Genomic DNA, 17,336 nt, shown 5'->3' with positions numbered 1-17,336 from the left:
CGTGCAAAGCTCTGAGTTCATCACCTCAAAACTAATACACAAAACTAATATGTTTGACGTGTTCACAACCCTCTCGGCGGGCAGCACGATGCTGCTGTTCATCTTGCTAATTGCCTTCAACTTCTGGCTGTTTCGGCGTAATCGCCGTGAATTACAACAGCACAAGCGTCGAGGGCTCTGAAGTCGAAGGCTCAAGCTCTAGCTACAGAGGCAGAACTAAAGAGTCTGAATCGAGAGCTGGTATTGCATTACAGCTTGAGCCCGACTAGCTCGTACCAAGCCAGTCACAGGGGCAGCATTGCGCGGTTGAGCACTGGTGGCCAGTGGTATGTGGCGGTCAGCAACAGCTAGGCCCTGGCTTGGGTCATAGCCACGCCAGCCAGCACCCGGCAAATAAACTTCTACCCAAGCGTGGAGGTGATATTTTGGCAGGTCTGGCTCAGTTTTCTGATAACCACTGACAAAGCGAGCCGCCAAGCCCATGCTACGGCAGACCTCCATGAACAGGACGGCCAGGTCACGACAGGAACCTGAGCGTTGGTTCCAGGTGACCGCAGCTGGTAAAGGTTCGCCAGTCTCGCGGAATTGTTGCTGACAGGTCTGATGAATCTGTTGATTGAGTTGGTTGAGAAAAGCGACTGTACTACCGGCGGTTGATTGATAAAGGCTTTGGGCCAACTGAACAGCAACTGGATCTAGACCGTAGGGGAACTGCCCGCCTAGATAGAGCTGGAGATGGGCGAGCATGGGGGCTGGATAAACAATTGGTAATTGGGTGGCCCAGGGTTCTAGGAGGTAGTTAAAGGGATTGGTGCACAGCGTTTCTACGTCTGAGACAACCTTAAGGCTTAAGGAATCAGTTGGCTGTCCAAACCAGAGCTGAATAACTGCGTTGTTCTCCAGATCCAAAATCTGGGCAGTTCCCTCTGGTTTGGGCACAATCTCTAAAGCAAAATCATGCAGTTTTTGAGCGCCATCACAACGGGGCCGCAACCGCAGAATATGAGGTTCTAAGTTAACCGATTGATCATACTGATAAGTTGTCGTGTGGGCAATCTGATAACGCATAAGCCAGCAAGAACAGCAGCTCCCTGTTATTAGTTTAGAGAGGTCGTTTAGGGAAGAGATTTAGGAAAGTAATTTAGGGAAGAGGTTCAAGCGCAAAGAAGGTTTCAAACATCTTTTCACCAATGCCATTCATTCGCCGTTGCAACTGATCTAGAAACTCGTGTAAGCCAGTTTGAATAATTTCCTCAATCGTCGAATAATCAAGTTCGGAGCGTAAGCGTCCTAGCGCTCGTTCAACTGGATTTCGCCAAGTACCTGTGGGAGTTCCTGTGATCTGGTGAACTGAACGCTCCGCCTCTAGTAGACAAAATTGAATGGAGCGAGGAAATTCTCGATCTAAGATTAAGAATTCTGCAATGCCTGTAGGCTTAATTCGGTGCTGACCCCGCTTGCGATACATTTCGTAGGCGCTCGCCGACTTGAGTAAAGCGATCCATTCCAGTTCGTCCAATAGCGTTCCTACATCTCTAGCTGAAGGCAGCAGAATAAAATATTTGACGTCCAAGATTCGTGAGGTCTTATCAGCTCGTTCTAAAACCCTACCGATTTGCCCAAAATTCCAGCCTTCATTACGAGCCATCGTAGCGTCCATGATGCCAGCAAATAGATGACTGGCTAACCTCACCTCAGCAAAAAATTCGTGTAGCCCTGACAGAGATTGATCGGGGCATGCGTCCTTTACCATCAGGTAAAAGCTATTCACCTGTTCCCACATTTCTGAAGAGATGATTTCGCGAACTGAACGGGCATTTTCGCGAGCGGAGCAGAGACAGGACAAGATAGAGTTCGGGTATTCTCGGTCAAAGGTGAGAAAATGAATGACATTCTCTGCTGTAGCCTCGCCATAGCGCTTCTCAAATAGCGGTAGGTCACCACTCGTGAGAATCAGAGGCTTCCATTGCTGAGCAATTCCCGTTGGTAAATCCAGAATTAAATTAAGGTTGACATCGATAAAACGCGCTACATTTTCAGCCCGTTCAATATAACGATTGAGCCAATAGATGGAATCGGCAACGCGGCTCAGCATTTGAACTTTAAACCTTTACTCGATGAAGAAAGCAAACCAAGAGACATATTGATCAAGCGAGAACCAGGCACCATTATTGTGAATCTTGAGCCAGTACCCAGGTATCCTTGCTACCACCGCCTTGTGAGGAATTAACCACCAAAGAGCCTCTTTTGAGTGCCACTCGGGTCAAGCCACCTGGATTGACGTAGACATCCTGACCATAGAGGATATAGGGCCGCAAATCGACATGACACCCCTCAAACGTATCCTCAAAAATTGCTGGAACCCGCGATAAGCACAGCGTGGGTTGAGCGATATAGTTACGAGGATTGGCTTTGATCCGCTCTGCAAATTCTTCTCGTTGCTGGGCAGAGGCATGAGGGCCTACCAACATGCCATACCCTCCAGACTCGTTAGCGGCTTTGACGACAAGCTTATCTAAGTTGCCCAACACATGCTCCAGTTGTTTAGGTTCCCAGCACAGGTAAGTGGGCACGTTAGCCAGGATCGGTTCTTCTCCCAAGTAATAACGAATCATTGCTGGGACATAGGCGTAAATAACCTTGTCATCAGCAACGCCTGTGCCTAGAGCGTTGGCAATCGCCACTCGACCGGAGCGATAAACCTCCATCAAACCGGGTATACCAATTAGAGAGTCTGACCTGAACACCAGAGGGTCAATAAAATCATCATCGACGCGTCGGTAGATTACATCGACTCGCTTTAATCCCTTAGTTGTGCGCATCTGCAAATAACCATCTGCAACCACCAAATCCCGCCCTTCAACCAGTTCTACACCCATTTGCTGAGCCAGGAAAGAGTGCTCAAAATAGGCGGAATTGTAGATGCCAGGAGTGAGAACTACAACCGTAGGATCCTGTGGTTTGTTAGGCGCTAAATTCAATAGTGTTTCTAGAAGATGGCTAGGATAGTCCTCAACGGGTCGAATCTCCAGGGTTTTGAACACCTGAGGAAAGGTGCTTTTCATAACCCGACGATTTTCTAAAACGTAAGAGACCCCGGAGGGACAGCGGAGATTATCCTCTAGGACGTACCATTCTCCATCTCGGTCCCGGACGAGATCGGTTCCGGTAATGTGACACCAAATGTTGCCCGGAGGTTTTAAGCCTATGCAGGGCTTCAAGAAACCTTTAGCAGAGTAAATTAGCTCTTGAGGAATTACGCCATCACCTAGAATTTTTTGTGCGTGATAAACGTCTTCAATAAAAAGATTGAGTGCTTGAACTCTTTGCTTAAGTCCTTGTTCTATCCGAGACCATTCTTCTGCTGAAACAATGCGGGGAATAATGTCAAAAGGCAGAATCCGCTCTGTTCCTTGAGTGTCACCATAGACATTAAAAGTTGCACCTAATTTGAACAAAGCTTTTTGAGCAGCCTGCTGTCGTTGTAGTAGTTCTCCAGGTGCTAGAGAATGAATTCTCTTAACCAAGAGGCTAGCTTCTGGCCGAGGTTTATCTTTAGCAACAAATAGCTCGTCGTAGAAATCCCCTGGGTTGTAGCTAGTAAATTTCACTGCTGCTCACTCAATCTTCTAATCAATGGATAGGATTTAATAGTCGGTCGCGCTGTAGCCAATAATACCGCTATTTCTCAGGCCGTAAAGTACGCTTTGCAAGCTTCAAAATGGCGAGGGCATCACAATCATCAAGAAAACCAACAATGGAGGATAAATCGTTGCCTGAAGGAGCGGCGATGACAAGCAATGTTGGCAGCAACTCAAAGTCCATCAACGCCTCTCAGTCTCATCTAGAATAGGGCTTTAGTCTGGGCTCAGATTTGGCATGGCTTACACAGGTGACCTCGGTAATGGTCAGCAGGTTTACGTCGAGAACCAGGGAACCCAAACGCTGATCAGCCTCAGCAGTAGCAGTCCTGGGCAGCAGCAGAGCCAACGCTGCACCCTTGAGACGGGGGCGTGGCTGAGCCCTCCCATTCTGTTTCGAGTGCCAAGGGGTCTGATCCTGCGACTGGAATCGGCCCAAGGGCAACAATTTGTCCATCTCCAAGCTGGTGGCATTAGCACTTTAGCAACGGCTCCCTCTCTACTGGACGCTGACATATTGCCACTTCAAGTTAGTCCATCACTGGCCTCTAACCAATCGGCTGTTGAGATACAACCCATGCAACCCATGCAGCCCATGAGAATGGGCAATATGGAGATGCAAATGAACCCAATGGAGATGCGCATGGGTGACTTAGAACTGCGCATGAGTTCCTCGCAACCGTCCTCAACGCCGTCTCAAACACCTGGGCGTTTCTGCTCTCAATGTGGGCAGTCTGTGGCCGCTAGCGATCGCTTTTGTATCCATTGCGGTTCACCAACCAAAGGCTAGTCTGATTGGGCATTGCCAGAACCGATAAGACTAGAAAACTCTAAGAACTTGTATCATCAACTCCTTAGTTTTCAAAGTTTTTCAAGCAGGCTTGAGCGAAAGAATTAGAACGATTCTGTTGCCAGGCTACGCAAAGGCTCAAAGACCAAAATACAGTTGGGCCTGTCACATTGAGCCTGTAATTAACGCTTTAGCTAACTATGTCTTAACTGTGAATACTGCCGTCTGGCATAGTAGCTCCGTTCAGTTTCACTCTGGACAAGTTGACTCGGCTGAGGTCTGCCTCACGCAGATCGGCCCAACTCAGGTCTGCATCCTTGAGGTCTGCCTCGCGTAGGTTAACCTGACGCAGATTCGCCCAGCTCAAATTCGCGCCCTTCAAGTTGGTCCGCATCAAATTCGCTTTGCGTAAATCTGCTTGGGTCAGATTAGCGCCATTGAGGTGAGCTTCTCTCAGGTAGGCTTCTTGCAGGTAAGCTCGCACGAGTAAGGCTTCATTGAGGTTAGCCCGAATCAATTTGGCTTGAATAAGGCAGGCCTCCCTCAGGTCAGCTCCAGTGAGATCAACCCACTTCAAGTCAGCGCCGACCAGAGAGACTTTACTCAGCAAAGCTTTGCGGAAAGAAGCCTTGCACAACGAAGCTCCACTGAGCGAAGCTTCACTTAAATCGGCGCCAGAAAAATCTCGCTCTCCCGCCGCATATCGTTTCAGTAGTTCTTGAGGCTGCATGAATTTGGCAGTCGTCTTTCTACCAATGGCAAAGCCATTCTGTCTGAGGTCTAACCACCCTGGAGGACTAATTGCACCCTTTCTAAAAGAAACCCCAGGGCAGAAGCACCTGGGAGTTTTCGTTAAGAGTAAACTCAGAAATCCAGCCTCAATTTTACTCTTCAGCTAGATCCTCCACAGCTAGGGCTTCGTCATCCCCGCCTTCGCCATCCAGCGAGACTGGAATGAGTGCTACTGCTGCAATAGAATCATCCTCGTCCAAGCGCTGCACCCGGACACCTGTCCCCATTCTTGACTGACAAGAAATGGCACTGGGGTCTTGACGAATCACAATGCCACGACTGGTCACTATCATGAGTTCCTCAGTCGCACTTAACACGCGCAGCGCTGCCAGTTGGTCGCCTTTCTTGCGGAACTTCGTAGCTACGAGCCCCATACCAGCTCGATTCTGATGGCGGAAGTCCGCTACAGGTACCCGCTTGCCGTAGCCATTGTTTGTGACCACTAACACCCAGGGACCTGCTGACTTACCTTCCTCGGTAGGGCCTTCCTCAGTAGCGCCTTCTTCAGTAGAACCCTCCTCGGTAAGGCTTTCCTCAGTAGGGCTTTCTTCTAAGCTGCTCTCTGCAACTTCTTCCAGCAAAGCCTCCACTTCGCTCTCAGCGACTGGCTCCTCACTCAGATCCACTGCCACAGGCAGTTCTGATTCTGGCGACAGTTCTTGGGCTCGCAGAATATCCAGACTGACAATCGAGTCTCCATTGCGCAGCGTCATCGAGCGCACACCGCGAGTGGGTCGGCCTAAGGGACGCAACTGCTCATGGTTGGCCTGGAAGCAAATTGCCATACCAGCACGACTGCCAATAATCACGCTGTCGGTGGCTCGGGCTCGCTGCACCCAACGTAGCTGGTCGCCTTCTTCTAGAGCGATCGCAATCAGGCCGTTTGTACGGATATTGGCAAAGGCAGATAGTTGAGTTTTTTTGATGTAACCCTTGGTGGTGAGCATCACCAGATAGTCATCATCGGCAAACTCATCCACCCGCACCACCGAGGTGATTTTCTCGCTGCTGGGAATCGGTAAGAGCTGCACAATCGGTACACCACGGGCTGTACGCGAGGCTTTGGGAATCTGATAGCTCTTGAGGCAATAGACAACGCCCCGGTCTGTGAAGAACAGGATGCTGTCGTGGCTGAAGCAAGTGAAGAAGTGATCAACGGCATCGTCCTCCTTCATCCGCGTGCCTGACCGGCCCCGCGTGGCCCGCTTTTGAGCCTCGAAGTCAGTTACTGGCATCCGCTTGATGTAGCCCTGTTCGGTGAGGAACACTACCATCTTGAGATTGGCAATCAAGTCGACCGCGTCAATCTCACCTTCTGCCTGCTCAATCACAGAGCGTCGCGGGGTGCTGAAGCTTGTTCGCAGTTGAACCAACTCAGTCTGAATGATCTCTAGAATCCGTTCCCGACGGTCCAAAATATCGAGCAGGTCAGTGATCTGTACCTGGAGGCTTTCGTGTTCCTGCTGAATTTTCTCGGCTTCTAGGGCGGTCAGACGACGCAGTTGCATCTGTAAAATGCCATCAGCCTGAGATTCAGACAGACTGAAGGTAGTCATCAACTCCTGCTTAGCAGTTGCTGCGTCTGCTGCATGGCGCAGTAAGCTAACGATGGCATCAAGGTTACTGAGAGCGGTCAGCAGTCCTTGCAGTAGATGATCGCGTTCTTCCGCCTTGCGCAACTCGTAGCGAGTGCGACGGGTGATCACCTCTTCGCGGAACTCTAAGAACACTGCCAGCGCGTTGCGGAGTGTCAGCAGTTGCGGCTCTCCATTGACCAGAGCCAGCAAATTAACCCCAAAGTTAGCTTGCAGGGGCGTGAGTTTATAGAGGTTGTTGAGGACAACCCGGGGATAAGCCTCGCGCTTCAGCTCAATTACGATGCGCATGCCATCGCGATCAGACTCATCGCGCAGGTTGGCAATCCCCTCTAAGCGCTTGTCGTTGACCAGTTCAGCCATCTTCTCGATCAGAGCTGCCTTGTTGGTCTGATAGGGCAACTCAGTGATGATGATGGCTTCGCGATCGGGGCGTCCCCGCTGTTCCAGGGTTTCAATCGAAGCAACCCCGCGCATGGTGATGCTGCCTCGCCCTGTCGTGTAGGCTTCCCGGATTCCGTCAGTGCCGAGAATCAGACCACCCGTGGGAAAGTCTGGGCCAGGAATATACTGCATCAGTTCCAGATCGCTCAGATCCGGATTCTGGATCAGCGCACTCAGCCCATCGATCAGTTCGCCTGGATTGTGCGGCGGAATATTAGTGGCCATGCCAACGGCGATACCGGCACTGCCATTCAGCAGCAATTGCGGCAGGCGCGAGGGCAATACCAACGGTTCTTGCTGTGAACCGTCGTAGTTATCACCAAAGTCTACGGTTTCAGACTCAATATCGGTCAGCAGCGAGTCTTGGGCCAAACGGGTGAGTCGGCACTCGGTATACCGCATCGCTGCTGGTGGGTCATTGTCGATGGAACCAAAGTTGCCATGGCCATCCACTAGCCGCTCACGCATCGAGAAGTCCTGGGCCATGCGGACCAGAGCTTCGTAAACAGCGCTGTCACCGTGAGGATGGTACTTACCGATTACATCGCCCACCACACGGGCGCATTTGCGGAACGGACGATCTGGCGATAAACCCAGCTCGTGCATAGCGTAGAGGATGCGGCGATGCACTGGCTTGAGACCGTCGCGGGCATCAGGCAATGCCCGTCCCACGATCACGCTCATCGCGTATTCCAGGTAGGACTGCGACATTTCGTTGCGCAGATCGGTCGGGATAATCCGTTCTTGTGAAAATGTCATGGGGTAGAACTGCGCTGAACGCCTTACAGAATCCGAAGGTTGGATCCGAAACGGGGAGAGATTGTCAATCTCGCTGAGTGAACTTGCTCATCGCTCTCCAGAAAAGCTCTAAGAGCCAACGCTCAAGAGCCGGGAGCGGGAAGCCCAATTTTTACTCAGCCTCTCTGGGTACCCAACGGTCTCAAGCATCAGATGAGCACTGGAACTGGAGCTTCATTCTAACACGCCCACCCCATCTCTCGGGGCAGGACCACTGGTCCTGAAACCCCCTCGGTGCAAGGACTTCGCTTTGTCTAGTCCCCAGCCAGAGCTAGCTGAACCAGTCGGTCGACCAAGGCAGTAAAGCTTAAGCCTGTGGCCTCCCACAGCTGTGGGTACATACTGGTGCTCGTGAAGCCAGGCATGGTGTTGATTTCATTGATGAACACCTCTCCGGTCGCTTCAACATAAAAAAAATCTACTCGGGCCAGCCCTGCGCCATCAACCGCCTCAAAGGCCTGAACAGCCAGCTTGCGCAGACGTTGGCTTAAGTCCTCAGGTACTGCCGCTGGGATAATCAAGTCCGCTAGCCCTTCGGTGTACTTAGTTTCGTAGTCGTAGAAATCGCTGCGGTAGGTGATCTCGCCCAGAACCGAAGCCTGCGCCTGCTCATTACCCAGCACCGCACATTCGATCTCGCGGGCCGTCACTCCCGCTTCCACAATCAAGCGACGGTCGTAGCTAGCGGCACTGTCCAAAGCGCTCTGGAGCTGAGCCCGGTTACGGACTTTAGCAATGCCCACAGAGGAGCCCAAATTGGCCGGTTTGACAAAGCAGGGATAGGCCAGTTCTGTTTCAACACGGGCTAGCCAATGGTCTGTCTGCGATTGCCATTGGCCACGCGTGAGCGCAAGGTAGCGAACTTGTGGTAGCTCAGCCGCCGCAAATAGAGTTTTCATCGCAATTTTGTCCATGCCTGCTGCCGAAGCAAGCACGCCAGCACCGACGAAAGGTTTGCCCATCAACCGCAACAGCCCCTGAATGGTGCCATCCTCACCATTTGGTCCGTGCAAGATTGGGAACCAAACATCTACAGCAGCAGCGCTAGCTGGAAATTGAAAGCTAGTGCGTCTAGTTTCGTTGGCTACCGGTTGGCCAGTTGCTAACACTTGCGCCGACAGCTCAGGTTCGCTCCAGTGACCGTTTTTTTGGATGTAGAACGGGCAAAGCTGGTACTTTTCCGCATTACCAGCCAAGCCTCGGGCAATCGCTTGAGCTGAGCGAATAGAAACTTCATGCTCGCCGGACTGACCGCCAAACAACAGCCCGACCTGTAGCTTGCCTGATGTACTCATTGCCTGGACTTCCCCTGCAAGTGTCCAGACAATTATCGCGATCTCGGGAGAGCAGGGGGTCGCAATCGTTGGGGATTAATTAGCCCAGTTGTACCCGTTGCTCAAATTCCTTACGGGTCGCTTCGGCCAAGTCAAGGGCTTCTTGGTGGAGAGCCGGATGGTTGACTTCTAACCAAGCAAGCAGACGGCTGAGCTGAGCGCTCATTAGATCAAAGTCAGCTCGCAAAATGACCAAGGTTGCCATTTGCTGAGCGGCTTCTGGGGCGTGGCCCTGCTGCTGAAATTGATTGGCAAGCTGGCTTAGAGCGATTTGACGAATGGAAGCTTGAGTGTCCATAGAATCTCAAAAAATGGGTCTCATTGACTTCTTCCAGACTTCCCTAGCGCTAACCGACCTGTTCAAGCCAGTTCCTCATCACCAATTCCTTATCGCCAGTTCCCCATCGTAAGATATTGGGTACGGCAACCCAGCTCGGAACCCTTGTCTTCAGCCCAACGTCCAAGCAGTCAGGTTTGTCTTTATCTTCCGTTGTCTGGACTTCCTGGATTAATATGCACACCTCGACCCGTAAACTCTTAACGCTATTAGCCCTCACAACTAGCTTTGTCGGTCTTGGTACAGGTCTAGAAACCCTGCTACCCAGCCAAAGTGCTCAAGCTGAGGGATGGGTGCTGTTTGGTCCTAGTCGTGATACTACCCTGGACTACGACTTGATCAACGAGCGCCCTAATGCCCGCTCAGTTACCTTGCGCCTATTCATGCCAGCCCAAGATGTTGCTAGCACCGAATTGCAGGTTAACTATCCTGATGCTTACATTGGCCTGCTGCGGCCAGAATTAGTGCGCGTTTACAACCGTCGCAGCCGTCAGGAAATTCCGCTCCAGGAGGCAACTAATGACGCAGAGTCAGGCAGCTTGCGTTTTACCTTCAAGGATCCTGTTGCCGCCGGTGTGCCTCTGGAGCTTCGAGTTGTGGGGTTAACTAACCCATCGCGCCCCAGTATCTATCGCTTGCAAGCGCGTCTATTAGGTACAGAAGCAAATCCCCTATTCCGTTACGTCGGTCAGTGGTTGGTCACTATCGGGGTTTCTTAGGGTTGTCTTTTAGCAACAGCGCTGAAACAAAAACTGGGTTGGGGAAATGCTAGTGGTGCAGCCTCATACAGATGGCGAAGATGGCGAAATCATCCATCTGCATGAGGGGGATCCAGGGGAGCGGACAGCATGATTGGGATACCCACTCTGTCCTGAGTTCTTGGGGTCAAAACCTTTGTTTGCCATGTTTCAACCTTCCGAGGGCCTCAGTTCTACGTCGCTATTTGAGCTGGTGCATGTTGCCCTGACAACCGGGTTGCTAACCTTTGAGCTTGAGGAGCAGATCAATCAGGTTCTGGCTTCAGAAACGGCTACAGCCATGGACTATGCAGCTCTAGAGTTGCTGCTAGATGCAGTTCATGATGAGTACGTTTGTCCCTCACGCTTGCAACAGCCAACCTACGCTGGTTTCAAGGCTGAGGCGACCTCAGTTCCTGCTCCAGTTGTTGCAGCACGCGGCTAGAACTGGGTGGCAGTTGCTGGCGTTGTTGCTGCACATCGGACCAGGTGTCAAGGTCCGAGTGCTGCGGGAGCAATCTCCAGCTCAGCCCCAGTGCTTGTAAACGCTGTAGGGTTACCTGTAGTAATTGGGGGGTGCTCATCGGCATGCCCACAAAGATCGGAAATGCCTGACGCGCACCGACTAGATAGTAGCCGCCATCTTGAGCAGGTCCCAGGACCACATCTACTGCCTCTAGTGCCTGCTCCGCCTGCTCCAGGATCGAAACAGGTAGGTGCGGACTATCGCTACCAATGCAGATCACAGATGACCCAGGCACGGCCACTTGCTGGAAGGCCTGTTGCAAACGAGTCCCCAAATCGCCTTCCGTTTGGGCAAAGCTCTGGAAGTCTGGAGCAACTTGGCTAAACCAGTCACAATCGCCGCTGTAGGCTAAATAACGTGATTGAAACCGAGCTTGACGAAGCAAGGCTAAGGTATCGAGTAGAAACGCCTCAGCTAAGCGAGCCGCCTGCTCAAAAGAGAGGGGCGGACAGAGGCGAGTCTTGACCCGTCCTGGCGCAGGCGCTTTAGCTAGCAGGAGCAGACGACAGGTGTCGGGAGCAAACAAGGGCGGTGCTAAGATTGCGTGCATAGATTTACAGATCACACCTTAGAGCCGTTCCCAACGATTCGCACTGCCGAGGCCATCCCAAACATATGACCGGCTATATCCTGGTCCTGGTGGTCCTGATCTTGGGCGGTGTTATCGCTACACTGGGCGACCGTATTGGTACCCGAGTTGGCAAAGCCCGCCTCAGTCTTTTCAACCTACGCCCAAAAAAGACTGCGGTTCTGATCACGATTATTACAGGCGTTCTGATCTCCGGCTCGACCCTGCTACTGCTGTTCTTGACCGATCGCCAGTTGCGCACAGGCTTGTTCCAACTCGGCCAAATTCAGGAGCAGCTGCGAAATGCTAGAACCGAGCGGCAGCAAGCTGAGTCAGCGCTGAAAGTGGCACAGGATCGACAGTCCAAAGCGCAGAGGCGGCTGAACCAAACGAACCAGTCCCTTGCCCAATCGTTGCAGCGTCAGCAGAAGACAGCCACCCAGCTTAAAACTGCAGAGCAGGGTTTGGCTGAGTTGCAGCGACGCTACCGTCAAGTGAATGAACAGCTGTCAACCGTGTCGAAGCAGGAAGTTGCCCTGCGCCAGACCATCACTCAGCTCATAGCCGAACGCCAACGTTTGTCTCAAGAACGCACTCAACTGAGGGTGCAACTGGAAACCTCTGTGAGCCAAGCCCAGGATCGCCTGAGTGCTTTGGAGGACCAGCGCTCTCAACTAGAGCTAGAAATTCGCTCTTTGCGCATTAGCCAAGAGCAAATTCGCCGGAGTGCTCAAGTCCTGCGCCAGGGGCCAGTCGGTCTCCAAGCGGGCCAAGTGTTAGCGACTGGCGTCGTGAATCAAGTTTCTAACCAGGCAGACGCTCGGCAGGCCATAGATCAAATCCTGCGGCAGGCTAACCGGGAAGTACAGCAGTTGATCGCGGGGATACCAGAGCGCGATGTTCAGAATGACAGTTATTTGGCCATTCAAATCACCGAACCTGAAGTCACCCAGCTGATGAATCGCATTACCGATGGTGGCAATTATGTGATTAGGATTCAGTCAGCCGCCAATTACCTAGTTGGCGAAACCAGTGTGCGGGTCTATGCCGATCTGGATCCGAACCGCGTTGTCTTTCCAGCGGGTGAGGTAGTAGCCGCAATTAGCGTTGATCTATCGCAAACTCGGGACCAGAAAGTTCTCCTGGAGCGACTAGATTTCCTGTTCACTGCGTCCAATTTTCGGGCCCGACAAGCTGGCGTTTTAGCTGATCCGCTCACGGGTAAAGTCGGGGAATTCTCACAAGCATCTGTGATCGAACTTATTCAGGAACTGCAACAATATACAGGGCGGGTAGATATTCTAGCCGTGACCAGCCGCAGTACTTACACAGCAGGTCCTTTAGCCCTGGAACTGGTAGTGACTCGTGATAACGAGGTTTTACTCAGAATTGGTTCGGAGTAGGGTGATGGGACAGTGATTCTAGGCTTTGATCCAGGTCGCGATAAGTGTGGTCTTGCGGTGATGGGTCTCGACCGCAGCGTTCAGTACCATCAGGTTGTGCCCTCCACCGGTGCTGTCCCTGAAATCCAGAAGTTACGAGAGCGATTTCCGGTGTCGTTGTTAGTGCTGGGCGATCAAACCACTGGTCGCGATTGGCGACAGCGCTTGGAAGCAGCTTTTCCTGATTTACGCATGATCACTGTGGATGAGCGCTACAGCAGCTTAGAGGCACGCGAGCGCTATTGGCAGATGTACCCACCTCGCGGGTTATATCGCTTTTTACCTAAGGGGGTGCGGGTGGCTCCACGGCCTGTGGATGACATTGTGGCTCTCATCCTAATTGAGCGCTATTTAGAGCGCTTAACGAGTAACGGGGCGCAGGGCTAAGTTTTAGATTTTGGAGTGCTAAATCCTTAGCGCTAAATTTCAGCTCGAATAACGAACGAGTAGTCGCTACCTGGCTCTAGGCGGTAATCACTTTCTTCAAGAAAGCGGTTCAGGGGCTCTTGAATCAAGGCACGACCGAGCGAGGGCTCGACTACCAATTTGCCTTGGCGGAAGCGCCATTGAAATTGCCACTCTAGCTCATTGGCAACGACGTCGCCCTCAATATGGCCTTGTTGCCAACTCAGATAAGTAATGCGAACGTGGGCAATAGTCCGAGGCAAACGAGGCACGGGTCAGAGCTTGAGTGCTGAGCGTCCATTGTAAAGGCTCATTGCCTTCTCGAACCCCGACCGAAAGATTAGTTCTACAGCGTCTCGGCTCATCACCATCACCTCAGAGAGTAACTCGCGCTCTTCTGGCCGGAAGGTGCCCAGAACATAATTTACAGTGTCACGCTGCTCCCCTGGCGCAGGTCGACCAATGCCATAGCGCAGCCGTGGAAACTCCTGAGTTCCCAAATGACCAATTAGCGACTTCACGCCGTTATGTCCGCCCGCTGAACCTGAAGAACGTAGCCGAATCCGGCCCACCGGTAAATCTAGGTCATCGTAAAACACTAGGACAGAAGCAGGCTCGAGCTTGTACCAGTCAACAACAGCCCGAACCGACTGTCCTGACAGGTTCATATAGGTAAAGGGCTTCAGGAGCCGAACTCGATGAGAGCCCACTTGCCCCTCCCCAAAAATTCCTTGGAAGCGTTTGTTCTCGCTCAGAGGAATTCGCCAATTTCTCGCTAAATAATCGATTGCTTCAAACCCGATATTGTGGCGGGTTCGCTCGTATTTGGCACCAGGGTTGCCAAGACCAACAAGCAATGCAGGTTGAACTAACTCACTCACAACCAAAGCTTAGCTGGCAACCGTCTCGTTGATGCCGGTGCCGTTCTGGCTGGGCTCAGCCGAGGTCAGCTCTGCTGCACTTGTGTTTTCTGTAACCACTGCAACTGGATCAACTTTAGCGGCTTGAGAAGGTTCAACGGCAGCAACTGGTTGTTCAACTTCTTGGCTTTCCAGTTGAGCCGCTTCTCGCTTGAATTCGTTCTCAAATTCTTTGGAAGCGTCCTGGAAGCCTCGGATTGCCTTGCCTAGACTACGGCCAATTTCTGGCAGCTTTTTTGGCCCAAAAATAAGCAGAGCTACTACCATAATCAGGGCCATTTCTGGTAAGCCAATGCCAAATACGTTCATGTGATCGCTCTCATCACGGTTCCCCTTAAGTATAGGCTCAAGTCAGTAAGAGCCTGACCTAGGTGTCTAACGCCTAGATCAGGCTCTCTAGGCCTAACACTTTAGCCTCTTCGGCAGCAGAAATAGCTCAGCTACCGCCTAGGCTACGCCAGTCAACTTTTACTCCTTCTAGTAGCAGAGAGGAGTTGTAGATTTGCAGAATAATCAGCAAAAAGACCAAAAACAGCGCCATAGACACTCCCATCAGGAGAGTGGTACCCCAGCCAGGAGCGACTTTGCCATACTCGGAATTTAAGGGCCTTAGAACGTCACCCAGCCACGTACGTTGCGACATAGTTCACCTGTGTCTAAATTCTGGACAGAAGTATTAATCGTTCGTAATATTATAGAAGAAGAAAACTCATAATTTGCAGCTCAAATGGAACCCGCAACAGTTCTTATCATCAGCATTGGTACCCTCGTTCTTGGCATTACTGGCTTTTCCATTTACACCGCATTTGGTCCCCCTTCCAAAGCTTTAGAAGACCCCTACGAAAAGCATGAAGACTGATAGGGAAGGTAAAAAAATGAAAATAGCAAAGGCCGCATCCTAGAACTAGGGGCGGCCCTTTTACATGCTCAAATTGCACGTTAAAACGGTGAGCTACTTCTTGTTAATGCGCGGCGGTTCGCGAAAGAAAATCGCGAAGAATAGTAGGCCAATCACACCAGCCAAAATCAGAACGTAAGTGATCGCTTCCATTGAGAAATTACCAATCGAGTCTGCTTATTCATCAAGGTATCAGCAAGAGGAGCAGACTTTACCAGAAAGATGTGATTAAGCCTGACCCTCTTGACTGGACCCTAGGCAGGGGCAACTAATCCAAGGAAAGCGCCCCTACATTGGCAACTAGACCTCAGCTTCCTTACGGGTGGTGCGGTCACCAACCTTTTGGAAGAAGCCAAATTCAACTTGCTCTTCGTCCAGCTCTGGATCAATACCAGCAAACACATCGCGGAACAGAGTCCGAGAGCCATGCCAGATGTGGCCAAAGAAGAACAGCAGTGCGAATACGGCGTGACCGTAGGTGAACCAACCCCGGGTGCTAGTCCGGAATACACCGTCAGAGTTGAGCGTTTCACGGTCGAACTCAAAGGGTTCGCCCAGCTGAGCTCGGCGAGCATACTTCTTGACAGCGAATGGGTCGCTCAAGGTTTGACCACCCAGTTCACCTCCGTAGAAGCTAACAGTGACGCCAGCTTGCTCGAAGCTGTACTTAGATTCAGCGCGACGGAAAGGAATGTCAGCCCGAACAACACCATCTTTGTCGGTGAGGATCACCGGGAAGGTTTCGAAGAAGTTGGGTAAACGACGAACTTCTAGCTCGCGGCCTTCCTTATCTTGAAACACAGGGTGACCAACCCAGCCTTGAGCAATACCGTCACCCTTGTTCATGGGGCCAGCACGGAACAGACCGCCCTTGGATGGGTTGTTACCGATGTAGTCGTAGAAGGCAAGCTTCTCAGGAATGCTATTCCAAGCTTGATCCAGACTAGAACCAGCAGCGACCTCAGCGCTGACGCGACGGGTGATTTCTTGTTTGAAATAACCCCCGTCCCACTGGTAGCGGGTAGGGCCAAACAGTTCGATTGGGGTAGCAGCGCTGCCATACCACATGGTGCCAGCGACCACGAAAGCAGCAAAGAACACGGCTGCAATGCTGCTAGAAAGCACCGTTTCGATGTTGCCCATCCGCAGTGCCTTATACAGACGCTGGGGCGGACGCACGGTCAGGTGGAACAAGCCAGCCAAAATCCCGACAATACCAGCAGCAATGTGGTGAGCCACAATGCCGCCAGGGTTGAAGGGGTTGAAGCCATCAGGTCCCCACTCGGGTGCCACTGGTTGTACATGCCCTGTCAAACCATAGGGGTCAGACACCCACATCCCCGGACCAAAAAGACCCGTTAGGTGGAAAGCACCAAAACCGAAGCATAGAAGACCAGACAGGAACAAATGGATGCCGAACATCTTGGGCAGATCCAGCGCCGGCTCACCTGTGCGAGGGTCGCGGAAAAGCTCTAGATCCCAGTTCACCCAATGCCAGCAGGCCGCTAAGAACAGCAGCCCAGATAGAACAATGTGAGCAGCAGCCACCCCTTCAAGGGTCCAGAAACCGCTGTAGTTTGCGTTGCCCCCGAGTACAGACCAGCCGCCCCAGGAGTCAGTAACCCCCAGACGGGCCATGAAGGGCAGTACGAACATGCCCTGACGCCACATGGGGTTCAGAATTGCATCAGAAGGGTCGAAAATGGCAGTCTCGTATAGGGCCATCGAGCCAGCCCAGCCTGCCACCAGTGCGGTGTGCATCAGGTGCACCGCAATTAACCGTCCGGGGTCGTTCAGGACGACGGTATGTACCCGGTACCAGGGTAATCCCATGAATTACAGTCCTCCTAGAGTCGAGCGCTTGAGATCGCGTTCATTTGATTCTTTCTAGTTTTCTGGTGAGCCTGCCGCTCTGGCAGCTGCCTCACTAACTTTTCTACCTAAGTACCAGCAGCTTGGACCCAAGGCAATGGCATCCTTAAGACTGCCTTTGGAAAAATGAAAACGTATAAAGAAGTGTAACCAGCCAGTGCATCCTTTGCAAGCGTTTTCTAAGCAGTGATCCCCAAGCCCAAAAGTCAGTTACAAAATTTAACTTTTTGTGAGCTA

22 protein-coding genes are annotated in these 17,336 nt (G+C 51.9%); 7 read left to right on the top strand and 15 right to left on the bottom strand.

What is annotated here, in order from left to right:
- The first annotated feature begins 49 nt into the window (after positions 1-49).
- Positions 50-181: a hypothetical protein gene (locus tag H6F94_RS33145; RefSeq protein WP_277878179.1), complete on the top strand. Its 132-nt coding sequence runs from the start codon at positions 50-52 to the stop codon at positions 179-181.
- A gap of 35 nt (positions 182-216) precedes the next feature.
- On the opposite strand, the gene H6F94_RS27945 is transcribed toward H6F94_RS33145, so the two are convergent.
- The 4 genes from H6F94_RS27945 to H6F94_RS27930 form a co-directional block, all read right to left on the bottom strand.
- The gene (locus H6F94_RS27945) at positions 217-1,068 is read right to left on the bottom strand and encodes a transglutaminase family protein (protein WP_190805536.1); all 852 of its coding nucleotides are present in this window, start codon (positions 1,066-1,068) and stop codon (positions 217-219) included.
- A 73-nt stretch (positions 1,069-1,141) separates the two neighbouring features.
- Entirely contained in the window at positions 1,142-2,095 is a 954-nt protein-coding gene (locus H6F94_RS27940) for an alpha-E domain-containing protein (protein WP_190805535.1), read from the bottom strand.
- Positions 2,096-2,168: 73 nt separating this feature from the next.
- Positions 2,169-3,611, bottom strand: coding sequence for a circularly permuted type 2 ATP-grasp protein (locus tag H6F94_RS27935; RefSeq protein WP_190805534.1), 1,443 nt, complete (start codon positions 3,609-3,611; stop codon positions 2,169-2,171).
- Positions 3,612-3,681: 70 nt separating this feature from the next.
- Positions 3,682-3,825, bottom strand: coding sequence for a hypothetical protein (locus H6F94_RS27930; RefSeq protein ID WP_190805533.1), 144 nt, complete (start codon positions 3,823-3,825; stop codon positions 3,682-3,684).
- 54 nt (positions 3,826-3,879) lie between these two features.
- Between H6F94_RS27930 and H6F94_RS27925 the strand changes: the two genes are divergently transcribed.
- Positions 3,880-4,431: a zinc ribbon domain-containing protein gene (locus tag H6F94_RS27925; RefSeq protein ID WP_190805532.1), complete on the top strand. Its 552-nt coding sequence runs from the start codon at positions 3,880-3,882 to the stop codon at positions 4,429-4,431.
- A 205-nt stretch (positions 4,432-4,636) separates the two neighbouring features.
- On the opposite strand, the gene H6F94_RS27920 is transcribed toward H6F94_RS27925, so the two are convergent.
- From H6F94_RS27920 to H6F94_RS27905, 4 genes are all read right to left on the bottom strand, one after another.
- Entirely contained in the window at positions 4,637-5,161 is a 525-nt protein-coding gene (locus H6F94_RS27920) for a pentapeptide repeat-containing protein (RefSeq protein WP_190805531.1), read from the bottom strand.
- Between the two features lie 154 nt (positions 5,162-5,315).
- Positions 5,316-8,021 (bottom strand): DNA gyrase subunit A, encoded by a 2,706-nt coding sequence (gyrA, locus tag H6F94_RS27915; RefSeq protein WP_190805530.1) that lies wholly within the window; start codon positions 8,019-8,021, stop codon positions 5,316-5,318.
- Between the two features lie 293 nt (positions 8,022-8,314).
- A complete protein-coding gene (locus H6F94_RS27910) occupies positions 8,315-9,355 on the bottom strand; it encodes a D-alanine--D-alanine ligase family protein (RefSeq protein WP_190805529.1) in 1,041 nt (346 codons plus the stop codon).
- A gap of 79 nt (positions 9,356-9,434) precedes the next feature.
- Positions 9,435-9,692 (bottom strand): hypothetical protein, encoded by a 258-nt coding sequence (locus H6F94_RS27905; RefSeq protein WP_190805528.1) that lies wholly within the window; start codon positions 9,690-9,692, stop codon positions 9,435-9,437.
- Positions 9,693-9,868: 176 nt separating this feature from the next.
- Here H6F94_RS27905 and H6F94_RS27900 point away from each other — a divergent pair, with 176 nt between their 5' ends.
- Positions 9,869-10,450 (top strand): DUF2808 domain-containing protein, encoded by a 582-nt coding sequence (locus tag H6F94_RS27900; protein ID WP_190805527.1) that lies wholly within the window; start codon positions 9,869-9,871, stop codon positions 10,448-10,450.
- A gap of 184 nt (positions 10,451-10,634) precedes the next feature.
- Positions 10,635-10,913, top strand: coding sequence for a hypothetical protein (locus H6F94_RS27895; protein WP_190805526.1), 279 nt, complete (start codon positions 10,635-10,637; stop codon positions 10,911-10,913).
- On the opposite strand, the gene H6F94_RS27890 is transcribed toward H6F94_RS27895, so the two are convergent.
- Positions 10,861-11,544: a TIGR04282 family arsenosugar biosynthesis glycosyltransferase gene (locus H6F94_RS27890; RefSeq protein ID WP_190805525.1), complete on the bottom strand. Its 684-nt coding sequence runs from the start codon at positions 11,542-11,544 to the stop codon at positions 10,861-10,863. The genes H6F94_RS27895 and H6F94_RS27890 overlap by 53 nt on opposite strands.
- A gap of 65 nt (positions 11,545-11,609) precedes the next feature.
- Here H6F94_RS27890 and H6F94_RS27885 point away from each other — a divergent pair, with 65 nt between their 5' ends.
- Positions 11,610-12,965, top strand: coding sequence for a DUF3084 family protein (locus H6F94_RS27885; RefSeq protein WP_190805524.1), 1,356 nt, complete (start codon positions 11,610-11,612; stop codon positions 12,963-12,965).
- Positions 12,966-12,977: 12 nt separating this feature from the next.
- Positions 12,978-13,391 (top strand): RuvC family protein, encoded by a 414-nt coding sequence (locus tag H6F94_RS27880; RefSeq protein WP_190805523.1) that lies wholly within the window; start codon positions 12,978-12,980, stop codon positions 13,389-13,391.
- Between the two features lie 32 nt (positions 13,392-13,423).
- On the opposite strand, the gene H6F94_RS27875 is transcribed toward H6F94_RS27880, so the two are convergent.
- The 4 genes from H6F94_RS27875 to psbH form a co-directional block, all read right to left on the bottom strand.
- Positions 13,424-13,681, bottom strand: coding sequence for a DUF3146 family protein (locus H6F94_RS27875; RefSeq protein WP_190805522.1), 258 nt, complete (start codon positions 13,679-13,681; stop codon positions 13,424-13,426).
- Positions 13,682-13,684: 3 nt separating this feature from the next.
- Positions 13,685-14,290, bottom strand: coding sequence for an aminoacyl-tRNA hydrolase (gene pth, locus H6F94_RS27870; protein WP_313949390.1), 606 nt, complete (start codon positions 14,288-14,290; stop codon positions 13,685-13,687).
- A gap of 9 nt (positions 14,291-14,299) precedes the next feature.
- Positions 14,300-14,638, bottom strand: coding sequence for a TatA/E family twin arginine-targeting protein translocase (locus tag H6F94_RS27865; protein ID WP_190805521.1), 339 nt, complete (start codon positions 14,636-14,638; stop codon positions 14,300-14,302).
- 127 nt (positions 14,639-14,765) lie between these two features.
- Entirely contained in the window at positions 14,766-14,972 is a 207-nt protein-coding gene (gene psbH / locus H6F94_RS27860) for a photosystem II reaction center phosphoprotein PsbH (protein ID WP_190805520.1), read from the bottom strand.
- 84 nt (positions 14,973-15,056) lie between these two features.
- Here psbH and psbN point away from each other — a divergent pair, with 84 nt between their 5' ends.
- Complete coding sequence (gene psbN, locus H6F94_RS27855) at positions 15,057-15,188, top strand: photosystem II reaction center protein PsbN (RefSeq protein WP_190805519.1); 132 nt, start codon at positions 15,057-15,059, stop codon at positions 15,186-15,188.
- 93 nt (positions 15,189-15,281) lie between these two features.
- Here the strand turns inward: psbN and H6F94_RS27850 are convergent, their stop codons facing one another.
- Together H6F94_RS27850 and psbB are read right to left on the bottom strand one after the other, a co-directional pair.
- Positions 15,282-15,380 carry a photosystem II reaction center protein T gene (locus H6F94_RS27850; RefSeq protein WP_190805518.1) on the bottom strand — a complete coding sequence of 33 codons (99 nt, stop codon included), beginning with the start codon at positions 15,378-15,380 and terminating at the stop codon, positions 15,282-15,284.
- Positions 15,381-15,527: 147 nt separating this feature from the next.
- Positions 15,528-17,060: a photosystem II chlorophyll-binding protein CP47 gene (gene psbB, locus H6F94_RS27845; RefSeq protein WP_190805517.1), complete on the bottom strand. Its 1,533-nt coding sequence runs from the start codon at positions 17,058-17,060 to the stop codon at positions 15,528-15,530.
- Between the last annotated feature and the right edge of the window lie 276 nt (positions 17,061-17,336).

It is taken from the genome of Leptolyngbya sp. FACHB-261 (assembly GCF_014696065.1).
Taxonomy (GTDB): domain Bacteria; phylum Cyanobacteriota; class Cyanobacteriia; order FACHB-261; family FACHB-261; genus FACHB-261.
The sequence above is the reverse complement of the archived record's forward strand: the minus strand, read 5'-3'. Positions and strand labels throughout refer to the sequence as shown.

Bases quoted from the DNA above. Each gene is read 5' to 3' on its own strand.
- psbB (WP_190805517.1), bottom strand. From the start codon at position 17,060: ATGGGATTACCCTGGTACCGGGTACATACCGTCGTCCTGAACGACCCC.
- H6F94_RS27850 (WP_190805518.1), bottom strand. From the start codon at position 15,380: ATGGAAGCGATCACTTACGTTCTGATTTTGGCTGGTGTGATTGGCCTA.
- H6F94_RS27945 (WP_190805536.1), bottom strand. From the start codon at position 1,068: ATGCGTTATCAGATTGCCCACACGACAACTTATCAGTATGATCAATCG.
- H6F94_RS27910 (WP_190805529.1), bottom strand. From the start codon at position 9,355: ATGAGTACATCAGGCAAGCTACAGGTCGGGCTGTTGTTTGGCGGTCAG.
- H6F94_RS27940 (WP_190805535.1), bottom strand. From the start codon at position 2,095: ATGCTGAGCCGCGTTGCCGATTCCATCTATTGGCTCAATCGTTATATT.
- H6F94_RS27920 (WP_190805531.1), bottom strand. From the start codon at position 5,161: ATGCAGCCTCAAGAACTACTGAAACGATATGCGGCGGGAGAGCGAGAT.
- H6F94_RS27895 (WP_190805526.1), top strand. From the start codon at position 10,635: ATGTTTCAACCTTCCGAGGGCCTCAGTTCTACGTCGCTATTTGAGCTG.
- H6F94_RS33145 (WP_277878179.1), top strand. From the start codon at position 50: ATGTTTGACGTGTTCACAACCCTCTCGGCGGGCAGCACGATGCTGCTG.
- psbN (WP_190805519.1), top strand. From the start codon at position 15,057: ATGGAACCCGCAACAGTTCTTATCATCAGCATTGGTACCCTCGTTCTT.
- H6F94_RS27905 (WP_190805528.1), bottom strand. From the start codon at position 9,692: ATGGACACTCAAGCTTCCATTCGTCAAATCGCTCTAAGCCAGCTTGCC.
- psbH (WP_190805520.1), bottom strand. From the start codon at position 14,972: ATGTCGCAACGTACGTGGCTGGGTGACGTTCTAAGGCCCTTAAATTCC.
- H6F94_RS27865 (WP_190805521.1), bottom strand. From the start codon at position 14,638: ATGAACGTATTTGGCATTGGCTTACCAGAAATGGCCCTGATTATGGTA.
- gyrA (WP_190805530.1), bottom strand. From the start codon at position 8,021: ATGACATTTTCACAAGAACGGATTATCCCGACCGATCTGCGCAACGAA.
- H6F94_RS27890 (WP_190805525.1), bottom strand. From the start codon at position 11,544: ATGCACGCAATCTTAGCACCGCCCTTGTTTGCTCCCGACACCTGTCGT.
- H6F94_RS27925 (WP_190805532.1), top strand. From the start codon at position 3,880: ATGGCTTACACAGGTGACCTCGGTAATGGTCAGCAGGTTTACGTCGAG.
- H6F94_RS27930 (WP_190805533.1), bottom strand. From the start codon at position 3,825: ATGGACTTTGAGTTGCTGCCAACATTGCTTGTCATCGCCGCTCCTTCA.
- H6F94_RS27885 (WP_190805524.1), top strand. From the start codon at position 11,610: ATGACCGGCTATATCCTGGTCCTGGTGGTCCTGATCTTGGGCGGTGTT.